General features: G+C 69.7%; 19 protein-coding genes and 1 pseudogene. 18 read left to right on the forward strand and 2 right to left on the reverse strand.

The genetic code is table 11. From position 1 onward, the window contains the following. Positions 1-73 precede the first annotated feature (73 nt). The gene (locus TNCT6_RS25470) at positions 74-652 is read left to right on the forward strand and encodes a hypothetical protein (RefSeq protein WP_141362517.1); all 579 of its coding nucleotides are present in this window, start codon (positions 74-76) and stop codon (positions 650-652) included. Between the two features lie 57 nt (positions 653-709). On the opposite strand, the gene TNCT6_RS25475 is transcribed toward TNCT6_RS25470, so the two are convergent. Then, complete coding sequence (locus TNCT6_RS25475; protein ID WP_141366796.1) at positions 710-1,015, reverse strand: ferredoxin; 306 nt, start codon at positions 1,013-1,015, stop codon at positions 710-712. Positions 1,016-1,258: 243 nt separating this feature from the next. On the opposite strand from TNCT6_RS25475, the gene arc reads away from it, so the two are divergent. The 6 genes and pseudogenes from arc to prcA all read left to right on the forward strand — a co-directional run bounded on the left by arc (position 1,259) and on the right by prcA (position 7,434). Then, positions 1,259-3,025, forward strand: a complete 1,767-nt coding sequence (gene arc, locus TNCT6_RS25485) for a proteasome ATPase (protein WP_141362519.1) — start codon at positions 1,259-1,261, stop codon at positions 3,023-3,025. Positions 3,026-3,257: 232 nt separating this feature from the next. Then, positions 3,258-4,769, forward strand: a complete 1,512-nt coding sequence (gene dop / locus TNCT6_RS25490; RefSeq protein WP_172633017.1) for a depupylase/deamidase Dop — start codon at positions 3,258-3,260, stop codon at positions 4,767-4,769. Between the two features lie 180 nt (positions 4,770-4,949). Continuing rightward, complete coding sequence (locus TNCT6_RS25495; RefSeq protein WP_141362521.1) at positions 4,950-5,168, forward strand: ubiquitin-like protein Pup; 219 nt, start codon at positions 4,950-4,952, stop codon at positions 5,166-5,168. A gap of 52 nt (positions 5,169-5,220) precedes the next feature. Continuing rightward, positions 5,221-5,825, forward strand: a pseudogene (locus TNCT6_RS25500) (endonuclease VII domain-containing protein). After that, positions 5,777-6,622 (forward strand): proteasome subunit beta, encoded by an 846-nt coding sequence (gene prcB, locus TNCT6_RS25505; RefSeq protein WP_141362523.1) that lies wholly within the window; start codon positions 5,777-5,779, stop codon positions 6,620-6,622. Before TNCT6_RS25500 ends, prcB begins: the two are co-directional and overlap by 49 nt. A gap of 59 nt (positions 6,623-6,681) precedes the next feature. After that, the gene (prcA, locus tag TNCT6_RS25510) at positions 6,682-7,434 is read left to right on the forward strand and encodes a proteasome subunit alpha (RefSeq protein ID WP_141362525.1); all 753 of its coding nucleotides are present in this window, start codon (positions 6,682-6,684) and stop codon (positions 7,432-7,434) included. A gap of 81 nt (positions 7,435-7,515) precedes the next feature. On the opposite strand, the gene TNCT6_RS25515 is transcribed toward prcA, so the two are convergent. Then, the gene (locus tag TNCT6_RS25515; protein ID WP_141362527.1) at positions 7,516-8,532 is read right to left on the reverse strand and encodes a LacI family DNA-binding transcriptional regulator; all 1,017 of its coding nucleotides are present in this window, start codon (positions 8,530-8,532) and stop codon (positions 7,516-7,518) included. Between the two features lie 120 nt (positions 8,533-8,652). On the opposite strand from TNCT6_RS25515, the gene TNCT6_RS25520 reads away from it, so the two are divergent. From TNCT6_RS25520 to TNCT6_RS25570, 11 genes are all read left to right on the forward strand, one after another. Then, on the forward strand, positions 8,653-9,921 hold the full coding sequence (locus TNCT6_RS25520; RefSeq protein WP_141362529.1) for an MFS transporter: 1,269 nt from the start codon (positions 8,653-8,655) through the stop codon (positions 9,919-9,921). Between the two features lie 9 nt (positions 9,922-9,930). After that, positions 9,931-11,292 carry a Pup--protein ligase gene (pafA, locus tag TNCT6_RS25525; RefSeq protein WP_141362531.1) on the forward strand — a complete coding sequence of 454 codons (1,362 nt, stop codon included), beginning with the start codon at positions 9,931-9,933 and terminating at the stop codon, positions 11,290-11,292. A gap of 141 nt (positions 11,293-11,433) precedes the next feature. Continuing rightward, the gene (locus TNCT6_RS25530) at positions 11,434-12,435 is read left to right on the forward strand and encodes an FKBP-type peptidyl-prolyl cis-trans isomerase (RefSeq protein WP_141362533.1); all 1,002 of its coding nucleotides are present in this window, start codon (positions 11,434-11,436) and stop codon (positions 12,433-12,435) included. 91 nt (positions 12,436-12,526) lie between these two features. Beyond that, complete coding sequence (locus TNCT6_RS25535) at positions 12,527-12,898, forward strand: FKBP-type peptidyl-prolyl cis-trans isomerase (protein ID WP_141362535.1); 372 nt, start codon at positions 12,527-12,529, stop codon at positions 12,896-12,898. Positions 12,899-13,038: 140 nt separating this feature from the next. Next, positions 13,039-14,067, forward strand: a complete 1,029-nt coding sequence (locus tag TNCT6_RS25540) for a YafY family protein (RefSeq protein ID WP_141362537.1) — start codon at positions 13,039-13,041, stop codon at positions 14,065-14,067. 19 nt (positions 14,068-14,086) lie between these two features. Further along, a complete protein-coding gene (locus tag TNCT6_RS25545) occupies positions 14,087-15,172 on the forward strand; it encodes a YafY family protein (protein ID WP_141362539.1) in 1,086 nt (361 codons plus the stop codon). Beyond that, complete coding sequence (locus TNCT6_RS25550; RefSeq protein ID WP_141362541.1) at positions 15,169-15,462, forward strand: hypothetical protein; 294 nt, start codon at positions 15,169-15,171, stop codon at positions 15,460-15,462. The genes TNCT6_RS25545 and TNCT6_RS25550 overlap by 4 nt, the downstream gene beginning before the upstream one ends. A gap of 10 nt (positions 15,463-15,472) precedes the next feature. Beyond that, complete coding sequence (locus TNCT6_RS25555; protein ID WP_141362543.1) at positions 15,473-15,667, forward strand: hypothetical protein; 195 nt, start codon at positions 15,473-15,475, stop codon at positions 15,665-15,667. Positions 15,668-15,924: 257 nt separating this feature from the next. Further along, positions 15,925-16,221, forward strand: coding sequence for a Sec-independent protein translocase subunit TatA (tatA, locus tag TNCT6_RS25560; protein WP_141362545.1), 297 nt, complete (start codon positions 15,925-15,927; stop codon positions 16,219-16,221). A 49-nt stretch (positions 16,222-16,270) separates the two neighbouring features. Further along, the gene (gene tatC, locus TNCT6_RS25565; protein WP_141362547.1) at positions 16,271-17,212 is read left to right on the forward strand and encodes a twin-arginine translocase subunit TatC; all 942 of its coding nucleotides are present in this window, start codon (positions 16,271-16,273) and stop codon (positions 17,210-17,212) included. Between the two features lie 76 nt (positions 17,213-17,288). Further along, a complete protein-coding gene (locus TNCT6_RS25570) occupies positions 17,289-20,141 on the forward strand; it encodes an RNA helicase (protein ID WP_141362549.1) in 2,853 nt (950 codons plus the stop codon). The last annotated feature ends 253 nt before the right edge of the window (positions 20,142-20,394 follow it).

Consider the following 20,394-nt stretch of genomic DNA (forward strand, 5'->3'; position numbering starts at 1 on the left):
GTTCCCCGCACTGTGACGTGTGGCACGATGCTGGCCACCCCCACCGGCACAGCCCTCGCAGGAGATGCTCCTAGTGCAGCAATCCGCCGTTCCGGAACTGGCCCACACGCACACCCGCCCCATCCACTGGATGGCCACCGCCACCGCGGTCGCCGGTGTGGTCGCCCTCTCCTCGTTCGTGCAGCCCGGCTCGGCCACGGCCGCCCAGCCGCAGGGCACCCGCGCGAACTCCGCCCCCGCCACCGCGCCGGCCCCGAGCACCACCGGCGTGACCTTCCCGATCGACTGCGGCCCGGTGCGGGCCGTGGTGGCGAAGAAGGCCTCCGGTGACCTCGACGGGGACGGCAGACCGGAGACCGTGGCCGTCGTGCACTGCGACGCCACCATGGGCACACCGCCCGACGCCGTCTACGTCCTCACCCAGGCCGCCGGAGCCGTGGAGCCCCGCGTGGTCGCCACCCTCGTCGAGGCCAAGGACCGGTACTCGGTCACGGACTTCGCCGTCCGCGACGGCGCCGTCACCGCGACCCTGCTCGGCTACTCCTCGTCCGACGTGCCGAATTGCTGCCCCGACCTCAAGGACAGCGTGAAGTGGCGGTGGCAGAACGGCGCGTTCGTCCGCTCCGCGGACGCCGGGGCTCGCGGTGTCTGACCGCGTTCCCTGAAAATGTGAGAAAACAGACAATGGTGACGCGTCGCGCCGAAGCGGTCACTCCGCGTCAGGTCCGTACACCTCGACCCTGTCCGAAACGCGGCGCACGTGGATGCACTCGCCGGGGCACTCCTTGGCCGAGTCCACCACGTCCGTGAGAAGCGGGAGCGGCACGGGCGTTGCCGCTCCCGCCTCCTGAAGGAGCTCGTCCTGCGGGCTCTTCACATAGGCCAGACCGTCGATGTCCAGCTCGAAGACCTCCGGCGCGTACTGCGCGCAGATGCCGTCGCCGGTACACAGGTCCTGGTCGATCCAGACCTCCAGTGCCTCGCCACCGTCCGAGGTCTGCTGCTGCACGGTCATCTCTCCTGCCGTATCACGTCGAGCCGTACGGGAATCCGGCCAGCTCTGACGGGTGTTGAACGTGTCGACCCTACCTCTGCCCGCTTTCCAATCATGTTCGGTGGGTATTCCCCTGGCGTGAGGGAGAGCGCAAGGGTGAAGATCGGACACACCCCGACAGTCTTTGTGATCTAGGGGTTTCAATCGACACCCACCCAGGTAGGGTCTGGAAGCGTCCAGCTCCCCTTGGAGGAGGTGAGGACCGTGGCAGCCCACGACGACGACATGAACCGCGGCATCCGCCCGGGACGCGGGTCCGACGACCCGGCCGGGCAGATCGCCTACCTTGAGCAGGAGATCGCCGTCCTGCGCCGCAAGCTCGCCGACTCTCCGCGTCACACGAGGATTCTCGAAGAGCGGATCGTCGAGTTGCAGACCAACCTGGCCGGCGTGTCCGCGCAGAACGAACGCCTCGCGAACACGCTCCGCGAGGCCCGCGACCAGATCGTGGCCCTCAAGGAAGAGGTCGACCGGCTCGCCCAGCCGCCGGCCGGCTTCGGGGTCTTCCTTCAGGCCGTCGAGGACGGCACGGCCGACATCTTCACCGGCGGCCGCAAGCTCCGGGTGAACGTCAGTCCCAGCGTCGAGCTCGACGAGCTCAGGCGCGGCCAGGAAGTGATGCTCAACGAGGCGCTCAACGTGGTCGAGGCCATGGAGTTCGAGCGCGTCGGCGACATCGTCACCCTCAAGGAGATCCTCGAGGACGGCGAGCGGGCCCTGGTGCTCGGGCACACCGACGAGGAGCGGGTGGTACGGCTCGCCGAGCCGTTGCTGGACGTCACCATCCGCCCCGGCGACGCGCTCCTGCTCGAACCCAGGTCCGGCTACGTCTACGAGGTCGTGCCCAAGAGCGAGGTCGAGGAACTCGTCCTCGAAGAGGTGCCCGACATCGGCTACGAGCAGATCGGCGGCCTCGGCAACCAGATCGAGGCCATCCGCGACGCCGTGGAGCTGCCATACCTCTACCCGGACCTGTTCAAGGAGCACGAGCTGCGCCCGCCGAAGGGCGTCCTGCTCTACGGGCCTCCCGGATGCGGCAAGACGCTCATCGCCAAGGCCGTCGCGAACTCGCTCGCCAAGAAGGTCGCCGAGGTCACCGGGCAGGCGGCGGGCAAGAGCTTCTTCCTCAACATCAAGGGCCCGGAGCTGCTGAACAAGTACGTCGGCGAGACCGAGCGGCAGATCCGCCTCGTCTTCCAGCGCGCCCGGGAGAAGGCCGGCGAGGGCACCCCCGTGATCGTCTTCTTCGACGAGATGGAGTCCCTCTTCCGCACCCGGGGTTCCGGTGTCAGCTCGGACGTGGAGAACACCATCGTCCCCCAGCTGCTCGCCGAGATCGACGGTGTGGAAGGCCTGCAGAACGTGGTCGTGATCGGCGCCTCCAACCGCGAGGACATGATCGACCCGGCCATCCTGCGGCCCGGCCGCCTCGATGTGAAGATCAAGATCGAGCGTCCGGACGCCGAGGCGGCGAAGGACATCTTCGGGAAGTACCTCACCGAGCGCCTCCCGCTGCACTCGGACGACCTCGCGGAACACGGCGGCGCCAAGGACGCCACGGTCCAGGGCATGATCCAGACCGCGGTGGAACACATGTACGCCGAAACCGAGGAGAACCGCTTCCTGGAGGTCACCTACGCCAACGGTGACAAGGAAGTCCTGTATTTCAAGGACTTCAACTCCGGCGCCATGATCGAGAACATCGTCGGCCGCGCCAAGAAGATGGCGATCAAGGACTTCCTCGAGAAGAACCAGAAGGGTCTCCGCGTCTCCCACCTGCTCCAGGCCTGCGTGGACGAGTTCAAGGAGAACGAGGACCTGCCCAACACCACCAACCCGGACGACTGGGCCCGGATCTCCGGAAAGAAGGGCGAGCGGATCGTCTACATCCGCACCCTCATCACCGGAAAGCAGGGCGCGGACACCGGACGCTCCATCGACACGGTGGCGAACACCGGTCAGTACCTGTAAATGCGGGGTGGCTGCGGGTGCCCTCCACGGGGTACCCGCAGTCGGCTGTTTCCGGGCCACGCATGGAGCAGGCAATGACGCAAATGATCTCCCCACCAGCGCAAAGGCGTTCTAGGCTCTTTCGTACCGCCGGGTTGCGCAGTGCGGGGACGGGCACCGCACAGGCACCCGGGCATCAGCGGTACTTGAGCGACGCCCACGACCGAGGGCGCCGCCGGGCAAGGAGGGCCGCATGACCGTACGGCGAGTAATGGGCATCGAGACGGAGTACGGGATCTCCGTCCCCGGCCACCCCAATGCCAATGCCATGCTCACCTCATCCCAGATCGTCAACGCCTACGCGGCGGCCATGCACCGGGCGCGCCGGGCCCGCTGGGACTTCGAGGAGGAGAATCCGCTGCGGGACGCCCGGGGCTTCGACCTCGCCCGCGAGGCGGCCGACGCCAGCCAGCTCACCGACGAGGACATCGGCCTGGCCAACGTCATCCTCACCAATGGCGCACGGCTCTACGTCGACCATGCCCACCCGGAGTACAGCGCGCCCGAGGTCACCAACCCGCGCGACGCCGTCCTGTGGGACAAGGCCGGCGAACGGATCATGGCCGAGGCCGCGGAGCGGGCGGCCCAGCTGCCCGGCGCCCAGCCGATCCACCTCTACAAGAACAACACCGACAACAAGGGCGCCTCCTACGGCACGCACGAGAACTACCTGATGAAGCGGGAGACCGCCTTCTCCGACATCGTTCGCCACCTCACGCCCTTCTTCGTCTCCCGCCAGGTCATCACGGGCGCCGGCCGTGTCGGCGTCGGCCAGGACGGCCACGAGCACGGCTTCCAGCTCAGCCAGCGCGCGGACTACTTCGAGGTCGAGGTCGGTCTGGAGACCACACTCAAGCGGCCGATCATCAACACGCGCGACGAGCCCCACGCCGACGCGGAGAAGTACCGGCGCCTGCATGTGATCATCGGCGACGCCAACCTCTCCGAGATCTCCACCTACCTCAAGCTGGGCACGACCGCCCTGGTCCTGTCCATGATCGAGGACGGCTTCATCGCCGTGGACCTGGCCGTCGACCAGCCCGTACGCACGCTCCACCAGGTCTCGCACGACCCGGGCCTCAAGCGCCTGATCACACTGCGCAGCGGCCGGACACTGACCGCGGTGCAGCTCCAGATGGAGTACTACGAGCTGTCGCGCAAGTACGTGGAGGAGCGGTTCGGCGCGGACGCCGACGAGCAGACCAAGGACGTGCTGTCCCGCTGGGAGGACACGCTCAACCGGCTCGAGAACGACCCCATGAGCCTGGCCGGCGAGCTGGACTGGGTCGCCAAGCGGGAGCTCATGGAGGGCTACCGGCGCCGTGACGGCCTCGACTGGGACGCCGCCCGCCTCCACCTCGTGGACCTCCAGTACGCGGACGTACGCCCCGACAAGGGCCTGTACAACCGTCTGGTGGCCCGGGGCCGCATCAAGCGCCTGCTGGACGAGACCGAGGTGGACCGGGCCCGCAGGAAGCCGCCGGAGGACACGCGCGCGTACTTCCGCGGCCGCTGCCTGGAGCAGTACGCCGACGACGTCGCCGCGGCCTCCTGGGACTCGGTGATCTTCGATCTGCCGGGCAGGGACTCGCTCCAGCGCGTCCCAACCCTGGAACCGCTTCGCGGAACGCGTAATCACGTCAAAGAGCTCCTCGACCGCTGCCGTACCGCGGAAGACCTGGTCAGGGTGCTTTCCGGCGGCTGAGCGGATCCCGGACCGGGCGTGTCCTCCAGGGTGGAAATCCCCGGCGCCGGGAATCATCGAGGTGGCCCTCGTACGTTGGAGAAAGTGCGGGGCCGATGTCGGACCCGGCTTGTAGGGTCGGAACATCACCGATCGGCCGTAATGGCGACCATGTCGGGCGAACTGAGCGGGGTGAGGGTTATGGCAACGAAGGACACCGGCGGCGGGCAGCAGAAGGCCACGCGTTCCACCGAGGAGGTCGAGGAGCAGTCCCAGGACGCGCAGGCCGCGGACGACCTCAAGGAACGCCACGAGAAGCTGAGCGACGACGTGGACTCCGTGCTGGACGAGATCGACGACGTACTCGAGGAAAATGCCGAGGATTTCGTGCGCTCCTTCGTGCAAAAAGGTGGAGAGTGAAAGCCATCTAGGTTGTTCGCTTTCGAAATGAAGGTCGGCGCGGGGGGTGAGGGTGGCCGGCGAGCCGAATGCGAAACAGTGCACGAAATGCAAGCGAGAGCTACCTCTTGCCGCATTCGCGCGGGACAAGAATCGACGTGATGGCCTCCAGGTGCACTGCCGGGAGTGCGTGGCGGAGTACAGCGCCGCGCACTACCGGCGCCGCCGGGAAGTCGTGGGCAAGTCGGTTCGGGCGAAGGTGGAGGTCCCGGCCGGGCAAAAGTTCTGCCGGACGTGTGGTGAGGTCAAGCCGCACAGTGAGTGGCATCGCAACGCGACTGCGTCGGACGGTCTGTCGACGCGTTGCAAGGCGTGCCGTGCCATCCAGGGACGGCAGGATCACCTGAAGCGCCGGTACGGCTTGACCGAAGCCGAGCGCGAGGAGTTGATCGCCTCATAGGGGGCGTCTGCTGTATATGTCTCTCGGCTCCACCAGAGCATGTGGATCACTGCCATGAGACGGGTAGGGTCCGTGGCGTACTGTGCTTCAGCTGCAATGCTGCACTGGGGCAGTTCAAGGATCGGCCCGATGCCATAAGGCGGGCTGCTGCTTACGTGGAGGGAAACGCGTGGAAGCCAACACTCGTAGCACCGGGCGTCTACCAGCTGCCTTCCTGACGCCCGGGTCCTCCTCGTTCATGGACTTTCTCGCCGAGCACCAGCCGGAGCTGCTCCCGGGGAAGCGGCAGCTGCCCCCGACCCACGGCGTGATCGAGGCGCCGCACGGCACCACCATCGTGGCGACGACCTTCCCGGGCGGTGTCGTCCTGGCCGGTGACCGGCGGGCGACGATGGGGAACGTGATCGCGCAGCGGGACATCGAGAAGGTGTTCCCGGCGGACGAGTACTCCGCCGTCGGCATCGCCGGCACCGCCGGTCTGGCGGTGGAGATGGTGAAGCTGTTCCAGCTGGAGCTGGAGCACTTCGAGAAGGTCGAGGGGACGCAGCTCTCGCTGGAGGGCAAGGCGAACCGGCTGTCGACCATGATCCGCTCCAACCTGGGCATGGCCATGCAGGGTCTGGCCGTGGTCCCGCTCTTCGCGGGGTACGACCTGGACCGCGAGAAGGGCCGGATCTTCTCCTACGACGTGACGGGCGGCCGTTCCGAGGAGCACGGCTACGCGGCCACGGGCTCCGGCTCGATCTTCGCGCGCGGCGCGATGAAGAAGCTCTTCCGGGAGGACCTGACCGAGGCCGAGGCCACGACGCTGGTGGTCCAGGCCCTGTACGACGCGGCAGACGACGACTCGGCGACCGGTGGTCCCGATGTCGCCCGCCGGATCTATCCGATCGTCACCGTGATCACCGAGGACGGATTCCGCCGGATCACCGAGGACGAGTCCTCGGAGATCGCCCGCTCGGTGCTCCAGCGGCGCTTGGAGCAGCCGGACGGCCCGCGGGCCGCGCTGCTGTAGCCGGCGCCCGGATCTTGTTCGGTGATCCAGTGACTTCTACAGAAAGGGACGGATAGCCGGTGTCGACGCCGTTCTATGTATCACCTCAGCAGGCCATGGCCGACCGGGCGGAGTACGCCCGCAAGGGCATCGCCCGTGGCCGCAGCCTGGTCGTGCTGCAGTACGCCGACGGAATCGTGTTCGTCGGTGAGAACCCGTCCCGCGCGCTGCACAAGTTCAGCGAGATCTACGACCGGATCGCGTTCGCGGCCGCCGGCAAGTACAACGAGTACGAGAACCTGCGCATCGGCGGCGTCCGCTACGCCGACCTGCGCGGTTACACCTACGACCGGGACGACGTGACCGCCCGCGGTCTGGCGAACGTGTACGCCCAGACACTGGGCACGATCTTCTCCAGCGCCGCCGAGAAGCCGTACGAGGTGGAGCTGGTGGTCGCCGAGGTGGGGGAGACCCCGGACGGCGACCAGATCTACCGGCTGCCGCACGACGGCTCGATCGTGGACGAGCACGGCTCGGTCGCGGTCGGCGGCAACGCCGAGCAGATCAGCGGCTACCTGGACCAGCGCCACCGGGACGGCATGTCGCTGGCGGAGGCGCTGAAGCTGGCCGTGCAGGCCCTGTCCCGCGACACCAACGGCAGTGAGCGGGAGATCCCCGCCGAGCGCCTGGAGGTGGCGGTGCTGGACCGTACGCGGCCGCAGAAGCGCAAGTTCAAGCGCATCGTGGGCCGTCAGCTGGGCAGGCTGCTCGAGGCCGACGGCGCGGCGACCGAGGCGGAGAGCGCCGAGGAGGACGGTTCCGAGGAGAAGTAGTCCCGCTCCGCAGCCCCGTTCCCGGGTGCCCCGGCCTGCTGTGGGCCGGGGCACCGGGCGTTTTCAGGGCGCCGGGCGGTTTCAGGAGGGGCCGGGCGGCGCCGTGGAGCCCCGTACCACGAGTTCCACGGGGATGTCCCCGCCGACGGGAGCGCGGCCCTCCAGAACGGCCAGCAGGGCGTGCATGCCCCGCTCGCCGAACAGCTCGGCGTCCAGCCGCACCGTGGTGAGCTCGGGGTCGATGGCGGTGGCCAGGGCGAGGTCGTCGAGGCCGGTGACGGAGACGTCGTCGGGCACGCGCAGGCCGAGGCGTCGCAGGGCCTTGTAGGCGCCTGCGGCGAGCTTGTCGTCGTCGCAGACCAGCGCGGTGGGCCGGGGCCCGGGGGCGCTCACGGCGGCCTCGGTGGCGGCCCTGGCGTCCTCGATGGAGATGGGGGCGCGCGCGGTGCGTACCGAGGTGCCGGGCACCGCGCCCACCCGGGCGCCGAGCTCCCTCGCCCGCACCTCGAAGGTCCAGGAGGCCACGTCCGCCGCGAGGTGCAGGAAGCGCCGGTGACCGAGCCCGAGCAGATGGTCGGCGACCTGGCGTACGCCGTCGGCGATGTCCAGGTTGACGGTCGCGGCGCCCAGGCTGCCCGCGGGGTCGCTGTCCAGCATGACCAGCGGCAGCTGGTCGCCGCGGATCGCGGAGAGCGCGTCGGCGGCCATGGAGGAGGCGATCACGCCGTCCAGCGCCGCCTGGGCCGAGGCGAACGGGTTCCGGGCCGGGCCGATGCCCTCGGGGGAGGGGTAGAGGACGACGCCGAAGCCGTGCTCGGCGGCGACGCGCGCGGCGCCGGTGTAGACGCCGGCGAAGAACTCGGTGGTCAGCGCGGGGACGACCAGGAGCACGGTCCGGGTGCGGCCGAGGCGCAGGTTGCGGGCGGCGAGGTTGGGCCGGTAGCCGAGTTCCTCGGCGGCCCGGCGCACCCGTTCGGCGGTCGCCTGCGACACCCGGCCGCGCCACTTGTCGCCGAGGACCAGGGAGACGGCGGCCTGGGACACCCCGGCGGCGTGCGCGACGTCACGGCTGGTGGGGCGCGTGCTGCTTCGTGCCACCGCGGGGACGCTCCTTCGTCTGGACTGGTGAACAGCGCACATGGTACGTATGACCGAGAACGTTATACGTAACACCAGAGGTTGCTCCAGCACCTCGGGCGAACCGGTGGAAGGCAGGCGATGGCCGTGGGATTCGGGGGATACCTGGAGATCCTCAGGGCGAGGCACGCCGCCCGGCTGCTGACCGGCACCCTCGTGGGGCGGCTGCCCAACGCCACCGCGGCGATCGCCATCGTGCTGTTCGTCCGCGCGGAGGGCGGCACGTACAGCCTCGCGGGGGCGCTGGCGGCGGTGTACGGCGTGGCCAACGCGGTGGGCCAGCCCGTGCTCGGGCGCCTGGTGGACATGCACGGACAGCCCCGCGTCCAGCTGCCCGCCGCGCTCGCCGCGGCGCTGGCGATGACGGTCTTCGCCCTGACCGGCACCCAGCCGCCCGCCGTGGCGTACACGGCCGTGGCGGCGGCCGGGCTCTTCACCCCGCCGCTGGAGGGCGGTCTGCGGGCGCTGTGGCCCTCGGTGCTGCGCAGGGACGACCAGGTGCACACGGCCTACGCGATGGACGCCGTCGCACAGGAAGTGATGTTCACCGTCGGCCCGTTGCTCGTGACCCTCTGCGTCTCGCTGTGGTCGGCGCAGGCGGCGCTGGTGGTGCTGAACGCCGTCGGCGTACTGGGCGCGCTGTCCGTGGTCGTCTCGCCGCCCTCGCGGGCCTGGCGTTCGGCGCCCCGGGAGGCGCACTGGCTGGGCGCGCTGCGCTCGCCCGGCCTGCTGGCGCTGCTCGGCGCATTCCTCTTCGTCGGTGTCGCCATGGGCTCCATCACGGTGGCGGCGGTGCCCTACGCGGACGACCACGGCGGAGACGCGGTCTACGGTTGGCTGATGGCCGCCCTGGGGCTGGGCGCGCTGGTCGGCGGCGCCGTCTACGGCGCGCGCCAGTGGGCCGGCGCGCCCGAGCGGCGACTGCGCCTGCTGGTGGGTCTTCTGGCGGTGTGTTACCTGCCGCTGCTGCTGATGCCCGGAGCGGTGGCCATGGTGGCGCTGACGGTGCTGGCCGGGGTGTTCCTGGCGCCCTGCATCGCCTGCGCGTTCATCATCGTGGACCGGCACGCGCCGGCCGGCACGGTGACGGAGGCCTTCTCCTGGCTGGTGACGACGTTCACCGTGGGCGCGTCCGTCGGAACGGGTGTCGCGGGCCCGGTGGTCGAGGCGGGCGGCGCGCTCTGGGGCTTCGCGGTGCCGGGCGTCGCCGGGGCCGTGTCGCTGCTGGTGTTGCTGGTCACCGGGCGGGTCCTCACAGCTCCCGTTGGGCGGGCGGTGGTTGCTGCTTCATCGGAAAATGATCCAAATCGTGCTGCCGAACCCCGTTTGAGCGCAGAGGATCGGGCGTAATGTTCAGTCATGGACCGCCGCATTTTCGGGCTGGAGAACGAGTACGGCGTCACGTGCACGTTCAGGGGACAGCGCCGCCTGTCGCCTGACGAGGTGGCGCGGTACCTCTTCCGCCGTGTCGTGTCATGGGGCCGCAGCAGCAATGTGTTTCTGCGAAACGGCGCCCGGCTCTATCTCGACGTGGGATCACACCCGGAATACGCGACACCCGAGTGTGACAATGTGATCGAACTGGTCACCCACGACAAGGCCGGCGAGCGCATTCTCGAAGGACTCCTGGTGGACGCGGAACGACGCCTGCACGAGGAGGGAATCGCGGGCGACGTCTACCTTTTCAAGAACAACACCGACTCGGCGGGCAACTCCTACGGCTGCCACGAGAACTATCTGGTGGCACGGCACGGAGAGTTCTCGCGTCTCGCGGACATCCTCATCCCGTTCCTGGTCACCAGGCAGCTGCTCTGCGGGGCGGGCAAGGTGCTGCAGACCCCGCGCGGGGCGGTGTACTGCGTGAGCCAGCGGGCCGAGCACATCTGGGAGGGCGTCTCCTCGGCGACCACCCGTTCGCGGCCCATCATCAACACCCGCGACGAGCCGCACGCGGACGCGGAGCGCTACCGGCGGCTGCACGTCATCGTCGGCGACTCCAACATGTCCGAGACGACGATGCTGCTCAAGGTGGGCGCGACCGACCTGGTGCTGCGCATGATCGAGGCGGGCACGGTGATGCGCGACCTGACCCTGGAGAACCCGATCCGGGCGATCCGCGAGGTCAGCCACGACATCACGGGCCGCCGCAAGGTGCGCCTGGCCAGCGGCCGGGAGGCCTCCGCGCTGGAGGTGCAGCGGGAGTACTACGAGAAGGCCGTGGACTTCTGCGAGCGGCGCGGTATCCGCACCGGCACGGTGGAGCAGGTGCTGGAGCTGTGGGGCCGTACGCTGGACGCGATCGAGACCGAGGACCTCGACCGCATCGGCACCGAGATCGACTGGGTGATGAAGTACAAGCTCATCGAGCGGTACCGGGCCAAGCACAACATGACCATGTCGCACCCGCGGGTCGCCCAGATAGACCTCGCCTACCACGACATCCACCGCCGTCGTGGCCTGTACTACCTGCTGGAGAAGAAGGGTCAAGCCACCCGGATCTGCAACGACATGAAGATCTTCGAGGGCAAGTCGGTTCCCCCGCAGACCACTCGGGCACGGCTGCGCGGCGACTTCATCCGGCGGGCGCAGGAACAGCGCAGGGACTTCACCGTCGACTGGGTGCACCTGAAGCTCAACGACCAGGCACAGCGGACGGTGTTGTGCAAGGACCCGTTCCGTTCGGTGGACGACCGGGTGGAGAAGCTGATCGCCGGAATGTGAGCCCGGCGGGACGAGGACGCCGGATCAACACGAGAACCGGAACGCCACACGGGCGCCGTACGTTCACCGTACGGCGCTCCGCTCACGACGTAGAGTTGCGCGCACGCCATCAGAAGATCGACCGATTACGAGGCCCCCACCGTGCGCCGACGCTCACTTCTTCTTTCCGTACCCGCGGGACTTGTCACCCTGGCCGCCTGCGGCAACGACAAGGCCGGTTCGAGCAAGGCCAGCGAGAGCGCGTCGCCGTCGCCCTCCGAGCCGTCCGCGGCGCCCTCGCCGAAGATCGTCTCCGGGCCGCTGCCGGCGATCACCGCGGGCACGAAGTTCGGCGAGAAGCCGACCGTCGCCAAGGGCAGTGGTGAACCGTCGAAGGACATCGCCGTCAAGACGGTGATCGCGGGCGGTGGCCGCACCATCGCGGAGAACGACTACGTCCAGGCGCACTACCTGGGCCAGATCTGGAACTCGGCGAAGCTCTTCGACAACTCCTACGACCGCAAGGCCCCCCTGGTCATCCAGCTCGCCCAGGGCACGATCATCGACGGCTGGCGCTATGCCCTCGCCGGCAAGAAGGTGGGCAGCCGCGTCCTGTTCTCCGTGCCGCCCACCTGGGGATACGGCACGCAGGGCAACGCCCAGGCCGGGATCAAGGGCACCGACACGCTGGTGTTCGTCGTCGACCTCCAGGACACCTTCAACTCCAAGAGCTCGGCCAAGGGCAAGACGGTCGCCCAGGACAACGCCGACCTGCCCAAGATCGGCACCAACACCGACGGCGCCGCCCCGTCCATCACCGTGCCCAGGACGGCCGCGCCCAAGAAGCTCGTGGCCGACTACGTGATCGAGGGCGACGGTCCCGTGGTCAAGCCGGAGAACACCGTGCTCGTCCAGTACAAGGGCGTGCTGTGGGACGGCGGCAAGGAGTTCGACTCGACGTACAAGCGCGATGCGCTGACCTCGTTCTCCCTCCAGCAGGTCGTCAAGGGCTGGGCCGACGGACTGGCCGGCAAGAAGGTCGGCAGCCGGGTCCTGATCGTCGTTCCGCCGGCCCTGGGCTACGGCGACAACCCGCCCCCCAACAGCGGCATCAAGAAGGACTCGGTGCTGGTCTTCACGGTGGACATCCTGGCGGCGATGTAGCACCGCGCCACGGTCTCCCGGCGCGGGCGCGCACCCGGCGGGGATGTCAGACTGTGCAGGTTGCCTTGTCGTAGATGAGCAGGAGAAACACGTGAGCATCGAGAAGCCCGAGATCGACTTCCCGGGCGGCGAGCCCCCGGCGGATCTCGAGATCAAGGAGATCTGGGAGGGCGACGGGCCCGTGGCCAAGGCCGGCGACACCGTCGCCGTCCACTACGTCGGCGTGGCCTTCTCCACCGGCGAGGAGTTCGACGCCTCCTGGAACCGTGGCACGCCGCTCCGCTTCCAGCTGGGTATCGGCCAGGTCATCGCCGGCTGGGACCAGGGTGTGCAGGGCATGAAGGTCGGCGGGCGCCGCCAGCTGACCATCCCGCCGCACCTCGCCTACGGCGACCGCGGCGCGGGCGGCCGGATCAAGCCGGGCGAGACGCTGATCTTCGTCTGCGACCTGGTCGCGGTCTGATCGTCGTGCACCGGATCCGTGCTGGATCCGATCATCCGTGGGCCCATGCCTGTCCGGGCATGGGCCTCGGCTTTTGTCCGTACGCTGCGGGGCGGTACGGTCATCGGTCGTAAGGACCATACGGAAGGTGAAGGGCGTCGATGGCCATTGCCAAGGCCGAGCGGCTGATGAACCTGGCGCTGTGCCTGCTCGGGACGCGGCGGCCGCTGAGCAAGCGCGAACTGCGGGAGTCCATCGAGGCCTACGTCGAGGCCTCCGGCCGGGACAGGGGCGTGGCCTCCGGCCGGGACAGGGGCGCTGCCTCCGGGTCGGAGAAGGGCGGCGTTGCGGCGTCCGACGACTCCTTCAACCGCATGTTCGAGCGGGACAAGGACGACCTGCGTGAGCTCGGGCTGGTCATCGAGACCGTGGAGAGCCTGGACGGCGAGGTCGGCTACCTGGCCCGCCGGGACAGCAACCGGCTGCCGCCCATCACCCTCGACGCCGAGGAGGCCGCCGCGCTCGGTCTGGCCGCCAAGGTCTGGCAGCAGGCCCGGCTGGCCGGGGCGGCCAGCGGCGCCCTGCAGAAGCTGCGCGCGGCCGGGCTGCCCGAGGACGTCGACCCCTACGAGGCGCACGGCGCGCTGGAGCCGCGCATCCCGGTGCACGAGGCCGCCTTCGAGCCGCTGATGCTGGCCTGCCGCGACCGCCGGCCGGTCGTCTTCGACTACCGCAAGGCCAACGCCGCCCAGCCCGGGACCCGGCACGTCGAGCCGTGGGCGCTGGAGTGCTGGCGCGGCCACTGGTACCTGGCCGGGTTCGACCGAGACCGGGGAGCCGAGCGGGTCTTCCGGCTGTCCAGGATCACCGGCAGGGTCCGTTCCCGGGGCAGCGGCTTCACCGCGCCGGTCCCGGACGTCGTCACCGTCCGCGAGACCGTGGCGAGCTGGGCGGGCGAGAGCGCCGACCGCTCCGCGCGGATCCGGCTGCGCGCGGACGCGGGGTACCCCCTTCGGGCGAAGGCCACCGCAGTGCGGGAACGGGGAGACGGCTGGGACGAGTTGGACATCCCGTACGGACACGGGCTGGACGCCTGGCTGGTCGAGTTCGGACCGGACGTGGTGGTCCTGGAGCCGGCCGAGCTGCGGGCGGACGTGCTGGACCGGCTGCGTGCCGTGGCCGGGGGCTGAGGGGGAGCGGAGCGACACTGTGGCAGGCAAACCGGTCAGGCCCGCGAGCGCCATCGACCAGACCCGGCGGATGCTCTCCCTGGTGACGTATCTCAGGGAGCGCCCCGGCGCCCGGATCGAGGACGTGGCGCGCGCCTTCGGCATCACCGAGGACGAGCTGGTCTCCGACCTCGACGTACTGCCCATGTGCGGTACGAGTTTCCGCGGCGGTGATCTGCTCGACATCGACACGGACGGCGAGCGCATCTGGTGGCACAACCCCGCCGCGCTCGGGGCGGAGGCGGCCGAGCCGCTTCGGCTGGCCGCCGACGAGGCGACCGCGCTGCTGGTGGCGGCGCGCGCGGTGGCCACGCTGCCCGGACTGCGGGAGAGCGACCGGCAGGCCCTGCTGCGGGCCACGGCCAAGGTGGAGGCCGCGGCCGGCGAGGCCGCCGGGGCCAGCTCCCGGCTGTCGGTGACCTTCGAGTCCGAGGGCGGGGTCTTCGCCGACGTGGACCGGGCGATCTCCGAGCGCCGCCGGCTGTGGATCCGCTACTACTCGCCCGCCCGCGACGAGGTCACCGAGCGCGAGATCGACCCCATCCGCCTGGTCAGCGTCGGGCACACCTACGTGGAGGCCTGGTGCCGCCGCTCCGAGGCGCGGCGCACCTTCCGGCTCGACCGGGTCGCCGAGATCAAGATCCTCGACGAGCCCTCGGCACCGCCGGAGATGGAGCTGCGCGACTTGTCACAGGCCTTGGTCCAGCCGGCCGCTGAGGACCCGGAGGTGGTCGTCGAGGTCGGTCCCGGTGGCCGCTGGGTCGCCGAGTACTACCCGCACGACAGTGCCGATGAGCTTCCCGACGGCGGACTGCGTATCACTCTGCGCACGCCCGATCCGGCGTCGCTCAGGCGGCTGGCGCTGCGCCTGGGCCGGGACGGCCGGATCGTCGCCCCGCGGGAGCTGGCCGACAGCGCCCGGCGGGCGGCCCGTGAGGCCCTGGCCGCCTACGAGCCGGCGGACGACGGGGCCGGGGGCCCCGCGGACGCCCTCGCGGCGGGCGGGCCCGGGGGTGCGGACGTGGTTCACGACGGTCGGTACGACAGGCAGGAGCAGGGGCTTTGAGCGAGTCGGCGACGGCTGGGGTGCGTGAGATGTCGGTGGCGGCGGCGTTCGCCGGGATGCGGAGCGTGACTCCGGTGGTGTTCCGGGCGGGCTGCCCCGACTGCCGGGGCCGGTTCGAGCTCGCCGCGGGCGCGCTGCGCCTGGTCGTCGGCGCCAGCAGCCGCACCACCTTCTACTCGTTCACCTGCCCCGAATGCGGCACCGCGGTCCGCAAGCCGGCCGGCGAGCGGATCGTCGAACTGCTCACCGGCGGCGGGGTCAGCACGCTGCGCCTGCACTCGGCCCTCTAGGCTCGGCGTCATGTTCTGGGCGATGTTCGCGGTGGCCGTGGGGTTCGTGGGGATGGCCGTCCTCGGAGTGCTCGCCGTCCGGGTCTTCGTCGAGGCGCAGCGCCTCGGCCGGCAGGTCACGGAGTCGGCGCAGCGCATCAACCGGGCCGCCGAGGACCTGGAGCGGGCGAGCCTGAGCGCCGCCCGGTCGCTGGAGTCGCGGTGAGTCCCGCCGGGAAAGTCCGGGAAGTCCCGAACGCCGTGCCCTTTCGATCGCCTCGCCCTGCCATCCTGCCCCTGTGGCCGGGTACGCTGCTGGTCATGGCCCGCACTAAGAGGCACGGGTCGCCCAGCAGGAGTACGCACGGGGATTGCTCAGCGTTCACCCCCGGGCGTTACGATCGCTGCCAGCACGAGGTCAGACACCTGTCCGAGTGGTCGGACATGCCCGCCGCCCCGCCTCAGTGAGAAGGTGAAGACTTTATGTTCCGCAACGCACTTGAGCCGTGGCATCTGGTGCTCCTGGTCCTGGTTATCGTCCTGGTGTTCGGTTCGAAGAAGCTCCCGGACATGGCGCGCTCGCTCGGCAAGTCCGCGCGCATCCTGAAGAGCGAGGCCAAGGCGATGAAGGACGAGGCGAAGTCGACCAACGCGGCCGGCTCGGCGACTCCGGCCGGTGAGGAGCAGCAGTCCTCGGCCCAGCGCACCATCCAGGCCGCGCCCGGTGACGTGACCAGCTCGCGCCCGGTCAACGAGCCGACGGACACGACTCAGCGCTGACGGGAGGACCGGAGCCCTTCCGGTCCGCTGCACGAGATGAGGATGTGGGTTGCTCAAGTCCGCCCGCAAGAAGGAGAAGGACCCCGAGGGGCGGATGTCGCTCGCGGATCACCTCCGTGAGCTGCGCAACCGGCTCGGGAAAGGTGTCCTGGCGATCCTGGTCGTGACGATCGTCGCCGCCTTCTTCTACAAGGACATCGTCAACTTCATCACCAAGCCGGTGCTGAGCTCGGTGGGGTGTGGGCAGTCCTTCGAGGAACTGGCCAAATCGGGCAGCAGCACCACCTGCGCACACCTCACGATCAACGGTCTGCTGGCGCCCTTCACCCTGGCACTGAAGGTGTCGCTGATGGCCGGCGTGGTGCTGGCCTCGCCGATCTGGCTCTACCAGCTGTGGGCGTTCGTCGCCCCCGGCCTGCACAAGCACGAGCGGAAGTACGCCTACGCCTTCGTCGGCGCGGGCGTACCGCTCTTCCTCGGTGGCGGCCTCCTCGCCTACAAAGTGCTTCCCACCACCGCCAAGGTGCTGATCGGCTTCACTCCCGCGGATGTCGACAACCTGCTGCCGCTGGACGACCTGCTCGACCTCGTCTCGCGCATGGTGATCGTCTTCGGCCTCTCGTTCGAGATGCCGCTCCTGCTCGTCATGCTCAACCTCACCGGCATCCTGTCCGGGAAGCGCATGCTCGGCTGGTGGCGCGGCATGGTCGTCGGCATCACGGCGTTCGCCGCGGTGGCCACGCCGAGTGCCGACCCCCTGACGATGCTGGCGCTGGCGGCGCCGATCTGGGGGCTGTACTTCATCGCGGTGATCATCGCCCTGTTCAACGACCGTCGAAAGGACCGCCTGGCGGCCCTGGGACCGTCGGACGACGAAGCCTCCGAGCTCGACCTCACCCCCGAGGAGATCGACGAGGTCGAACCCGTCACCACCCGCCGCGCCCTGCCCGAGCAGACGGACCGGGTCAACGGGTACGACGACGTGACCTGATCACCGCCGCGGGTTCCCGGCCGGCCGCTCGCACCGCGAGCGGCCGGCTTTTTCCGCCTCGGGGGCGATCGGGATAATGATCGTCCTGTTGTCGGTGCGGCCCGGTACGCTCGAAAGCACGATGACAGAGGACCTCTCACCGGCCGAGCGGTATGCGGCAGCGCGCAGGCGAGCTGCCGAGCAGGCCACCGCCCTCGCGGGATTCCGCGAGATGTACGACTTCGGCCTCGACCCGTTCCAGATCGAGGCCTGCCAGGCGCTCGAGGCGGGCAAGGGCGTACTGGTCGCCGCGCCCACCGGCTCCGGCAAGACGATCGTGGGCGAGTTCGCCGTCCACCTCGCCCTCCAGCAGGGCAGGAAGTGCTTCTACACGACGCCGATCAAGGCGCTGTCCAACCAGAAGTACGCAGACCTGTGCCGCCGCTACGGCAGCGGCAAGGTGGGCCTTCTGACCGGCGACAACAGCATCAACTCCGAGGCCCCGGTGGTCGTGATGACCACCGAGGTGCTGCGGAACATGCTCTACGCCGGCTCCCAGACCCTGCTCGGCCTCGGCTATGTGGTCATGGACGAGGTGCACTACCTCTCCGACCGCTTCCGCGGCGCCGTGTGGGAGGAAGTGATCATCCACCTGCCCGAGTCGGTGACCCTGGTGTCCCTGTCGGCGACCGTGTCCAACGCCGAGGAGTTCGGCGACTGGCTGGACACCGTCCGCGGGGACACCGAGGTGATCGTCTCCGAGCACCGGCCCGTTCCGCTGTTCCAGCACGTGCTGGCCGGGCGCCGGATGTACGACCTGTTCGAGGAGGGCGAGGGCCACCGGAAGGCCGTCAACCCCGACCTCACGCGCATGGCCCGCATGGAGGCCGGCCGCCCCTCGTTCCAGGACCGCCGGCGCGGCCGCGCGATGCGCGAGGCCGACCGTGAGCGGGAGCGCAGACAGCGGTCCCGGATCTGGACGCCGAGCCGTCCCGAGGTCATCGAGCGCCTGGACGCCGAGGGCCTGCTGCCCGCGATCACCTTCATCTTCAGCCGCGCCGCCTGCGAGGCCGCCGTCCAGCAGTGCCTGCACGCGGGCCTGAGACTCAACGACGAGCCGGCGCGCGAGCGCGTCCGCGCCCTGGTCGAGGAGCGCACCGCCGCCATCCCGGCCGAGGACCTGCACGTCCTCGGCTACTACGAGTGGCTGGAGGGCCTGGAGCGCGGTATCGCCGCCCACCACGCGGGCATGCTGCCGACCTTCAAGGAGGTCGTCGAGGAGCTGTTCGTGCGCGGTCTGGTCAAGGCGGTCTTCGCCACCGAGACCCTCGCTCTCGGCATCAACATGCCGGCCCGCTCGGTGGTGCTGGAAAAGCTCGTGAAGTGGAACGGCGAGCAGCACGCCGACATCACCGCCGGCGAGTACACGCAGCTCACCGGTCGCGCCGGCCGCCGTGGCATCGACGTCGAGGGCCACGCGGTGGTGCTGTGGCAGCGCGGCACGAGCCCCGAGCACCTGGCGGGCCTGGCCGGCACCCGCACCTACCCGCTGCGCTCCAGCTTCAAGCCGTCGTACAACATGGCGGTCAACCTGGTCGAGCAGTTCGGGCGGCACCGCTCGCGCGAGCTGCTGGAGACCTCCTTCGCGCAGTTCCAGGCCGACAGGTCGGTCGTCGGGATCTCCCGGCAGGTGCAGCGCAACGAGGAGGGTCTCGACGGCTACAAGGCCTCCATGACCTGCCATCTCGGCGACTTCACGGAATACGCGCGGCTGCGCCGGGAACTGAAGGACCGCGAGACGGAGCTGGCCCGGCAGGGCGCGTCCCAGCGGCGTGCCGAGGCCGCCGTCGCCCTGGAGAAGCTCAAGCCGGGCGACGTCATCCACGTCCCCACCGGCAAGTTCGCGGGTCTGGCGCTGGTGCTGGACCCGGGTCTGCCCGCGGGACGTTCCAACGGCCACCGCGGCCTGGAGTACCACGACGGCCCTCGCCCGCTGGTGCTGACCGCCGAGCGTCAGGTCAAGCGGCTGGCGGCCATCGACTTCCCGGTGCCCGTGGAGCCGCTGGAGCGGATGCGGATCCCGAAGTCGTTCAACCCGCGCTCCCCGCAGTCCCGCCGCGACCTCGCCTCCGCGCTGCGTACCAAGGCCGGGCACATCCCGGCGGAGCGGCACCGCAAGCGGCGCTCCCAGGCGGCCGACGACCGCGAGATCGCCCGGCTGCGCACCGCGCTCCGCGCCCACCCCTGCCACGGGTGCGACGACCGCGAGGACCACGCCCGTTGGGCCGAGCGCTACCACCGGCTGCTGCGCGACACGAAGCAGCTGGAGCACCGCATCGAGGGCCGTACGAACACCATCGCGCGCACCTTCGACCGGATCGTCGCGCTGCTGACCGAGCTCGACTATCTGCGCGGCGACGAGGTCACCGAGCACGGCAAGCGGCTCGCCCGGCTGTACGGCGAACTCGACCTGCTGGCCAGCGAATGCCTGCGCGAGCGCGTCTGGGAGGGCCTGGGACCGGCCGAACTCGCCGCCTGCGTCTCGGCGTTGGTGTACGAGGCACGGGTCAGTGACGACGCCATGGCACCCAAGCTGCCCTCCGGGAAGGCGAAGGCGGCGCTCGGCGAGATGGTGCGGATCTGGGGCCGGCTGGACGCCCTGGAGGAGGACTTCCGCATCAACCAGACCGAAGGGGTGGGCCAGCGCGAGCCCGACCTCGGCTTCGCCTGGGCCGCGTACATGTGGACCTCCGGCAAGGGCCTGGACGAGGTGCTGCGCGAGGCGGAGATGCCGGCGGGCGACTTCGTGCGCTGGTGCAAGCAGGTGATCGACGTGCTGGGCCAGATCTCGGCGGCGGCGCCGGTGGAGGGCTCGTCGGTGGCCAAGAACGCGCGCAAGGCGGTGGAGGGGCTGCTGCGGGGGGTCGTGGCCTACTCCTCGGTCGGGTAGGCGGAGCCGGACGATCGCATCGATCACATGGTCCCGGTGGGTGCCGCCGGGGCCATGTGATTTTCGTATGCCCGCACTGCGTCACCGTACGTGTTCGAATGGAGCCGGGGCGTGCAAATGCCCCGAGCGTACTCCTGCCGTGCGCCCCGTTTCAGGCCGTTGCTGAATATGACATGGCGATGATCCGACCGGATTATGCTCGCCCGCGGCGCAGCGAGTTGAGGTTGTTCGTGAGCTTGCTCCCAAGCGTCCT

The sequence above is a fragment of the Streptomyces sp. 6-11-2 genome (assembly GCF_006540305.1).
Lineage (GTDB): Bacteria > Actinomycetota > Actinomycetes > Streptomycetales > Streptomycetaceae > Streptomyces.

Coding starts and splice junctions, on each gene's coding strand:
- TNCT6_RS25475 (WP_141366796.1), bottom strand. CDS start 1,015: ATGACCGTGCAGCAGCAGACCTCGGACGGTGGCGAGGCACTGGAGGTC.
- dop (WP_172633017.1), top strand. CDS start 3,258: ATGACCGTACGGCGAGTAATGGGCATCGAGACGGAGTACGGGATCTCC.
- TNCT6_RS25495 (WP_141362521.1), top strand. CDS start 4,950: ATGGCAACGAAGGACACCGGCGGCGGGCAGCAGAAGGCCACGCGTTCC.
- TNCT6_RS25520 (WP_141362529.1), top strand. CDS start 8,653: ATGGCCGTGGGATTCGGGGGATACCTGGAGATCCTCAGGGCGAGGCAC.
- pafA (WP_141362531.1), top strand. CDS start 9,931: ATGGACCGCCGCATTTTCGGGCTGGAGAACGAGTACGGCGTCACGTGC.
- TNCT6_RS25540 (WP_141362537.1), top strand. CDS start 13,039: ATGGCCATTGCCAAGGCCGAGCGGCTGATGAACCTGGCGCTGTGCCTG.
- TNCT6_RS25555 (WP_141362543.1), top strand. CDS start 15,473: ATGTTCTGGGCGATGTTCGCGGTGGCCGTGGGGTTCGTGGGGATGGCC.
- tatA (WP_141362545.1), top strand. CDS start 15,925: ATGTTCCGCAACGCACTTGAGCCGTGGCATCTGGTGCTCCTGGTCCTG.
- TNCT6_RS25570 (WP_141362549.1), top strand. CDS start 17,289: ATGATCGTCCTGTTGTCGGTGCGGCCCGGTACGCTCGAAAGCACGATG.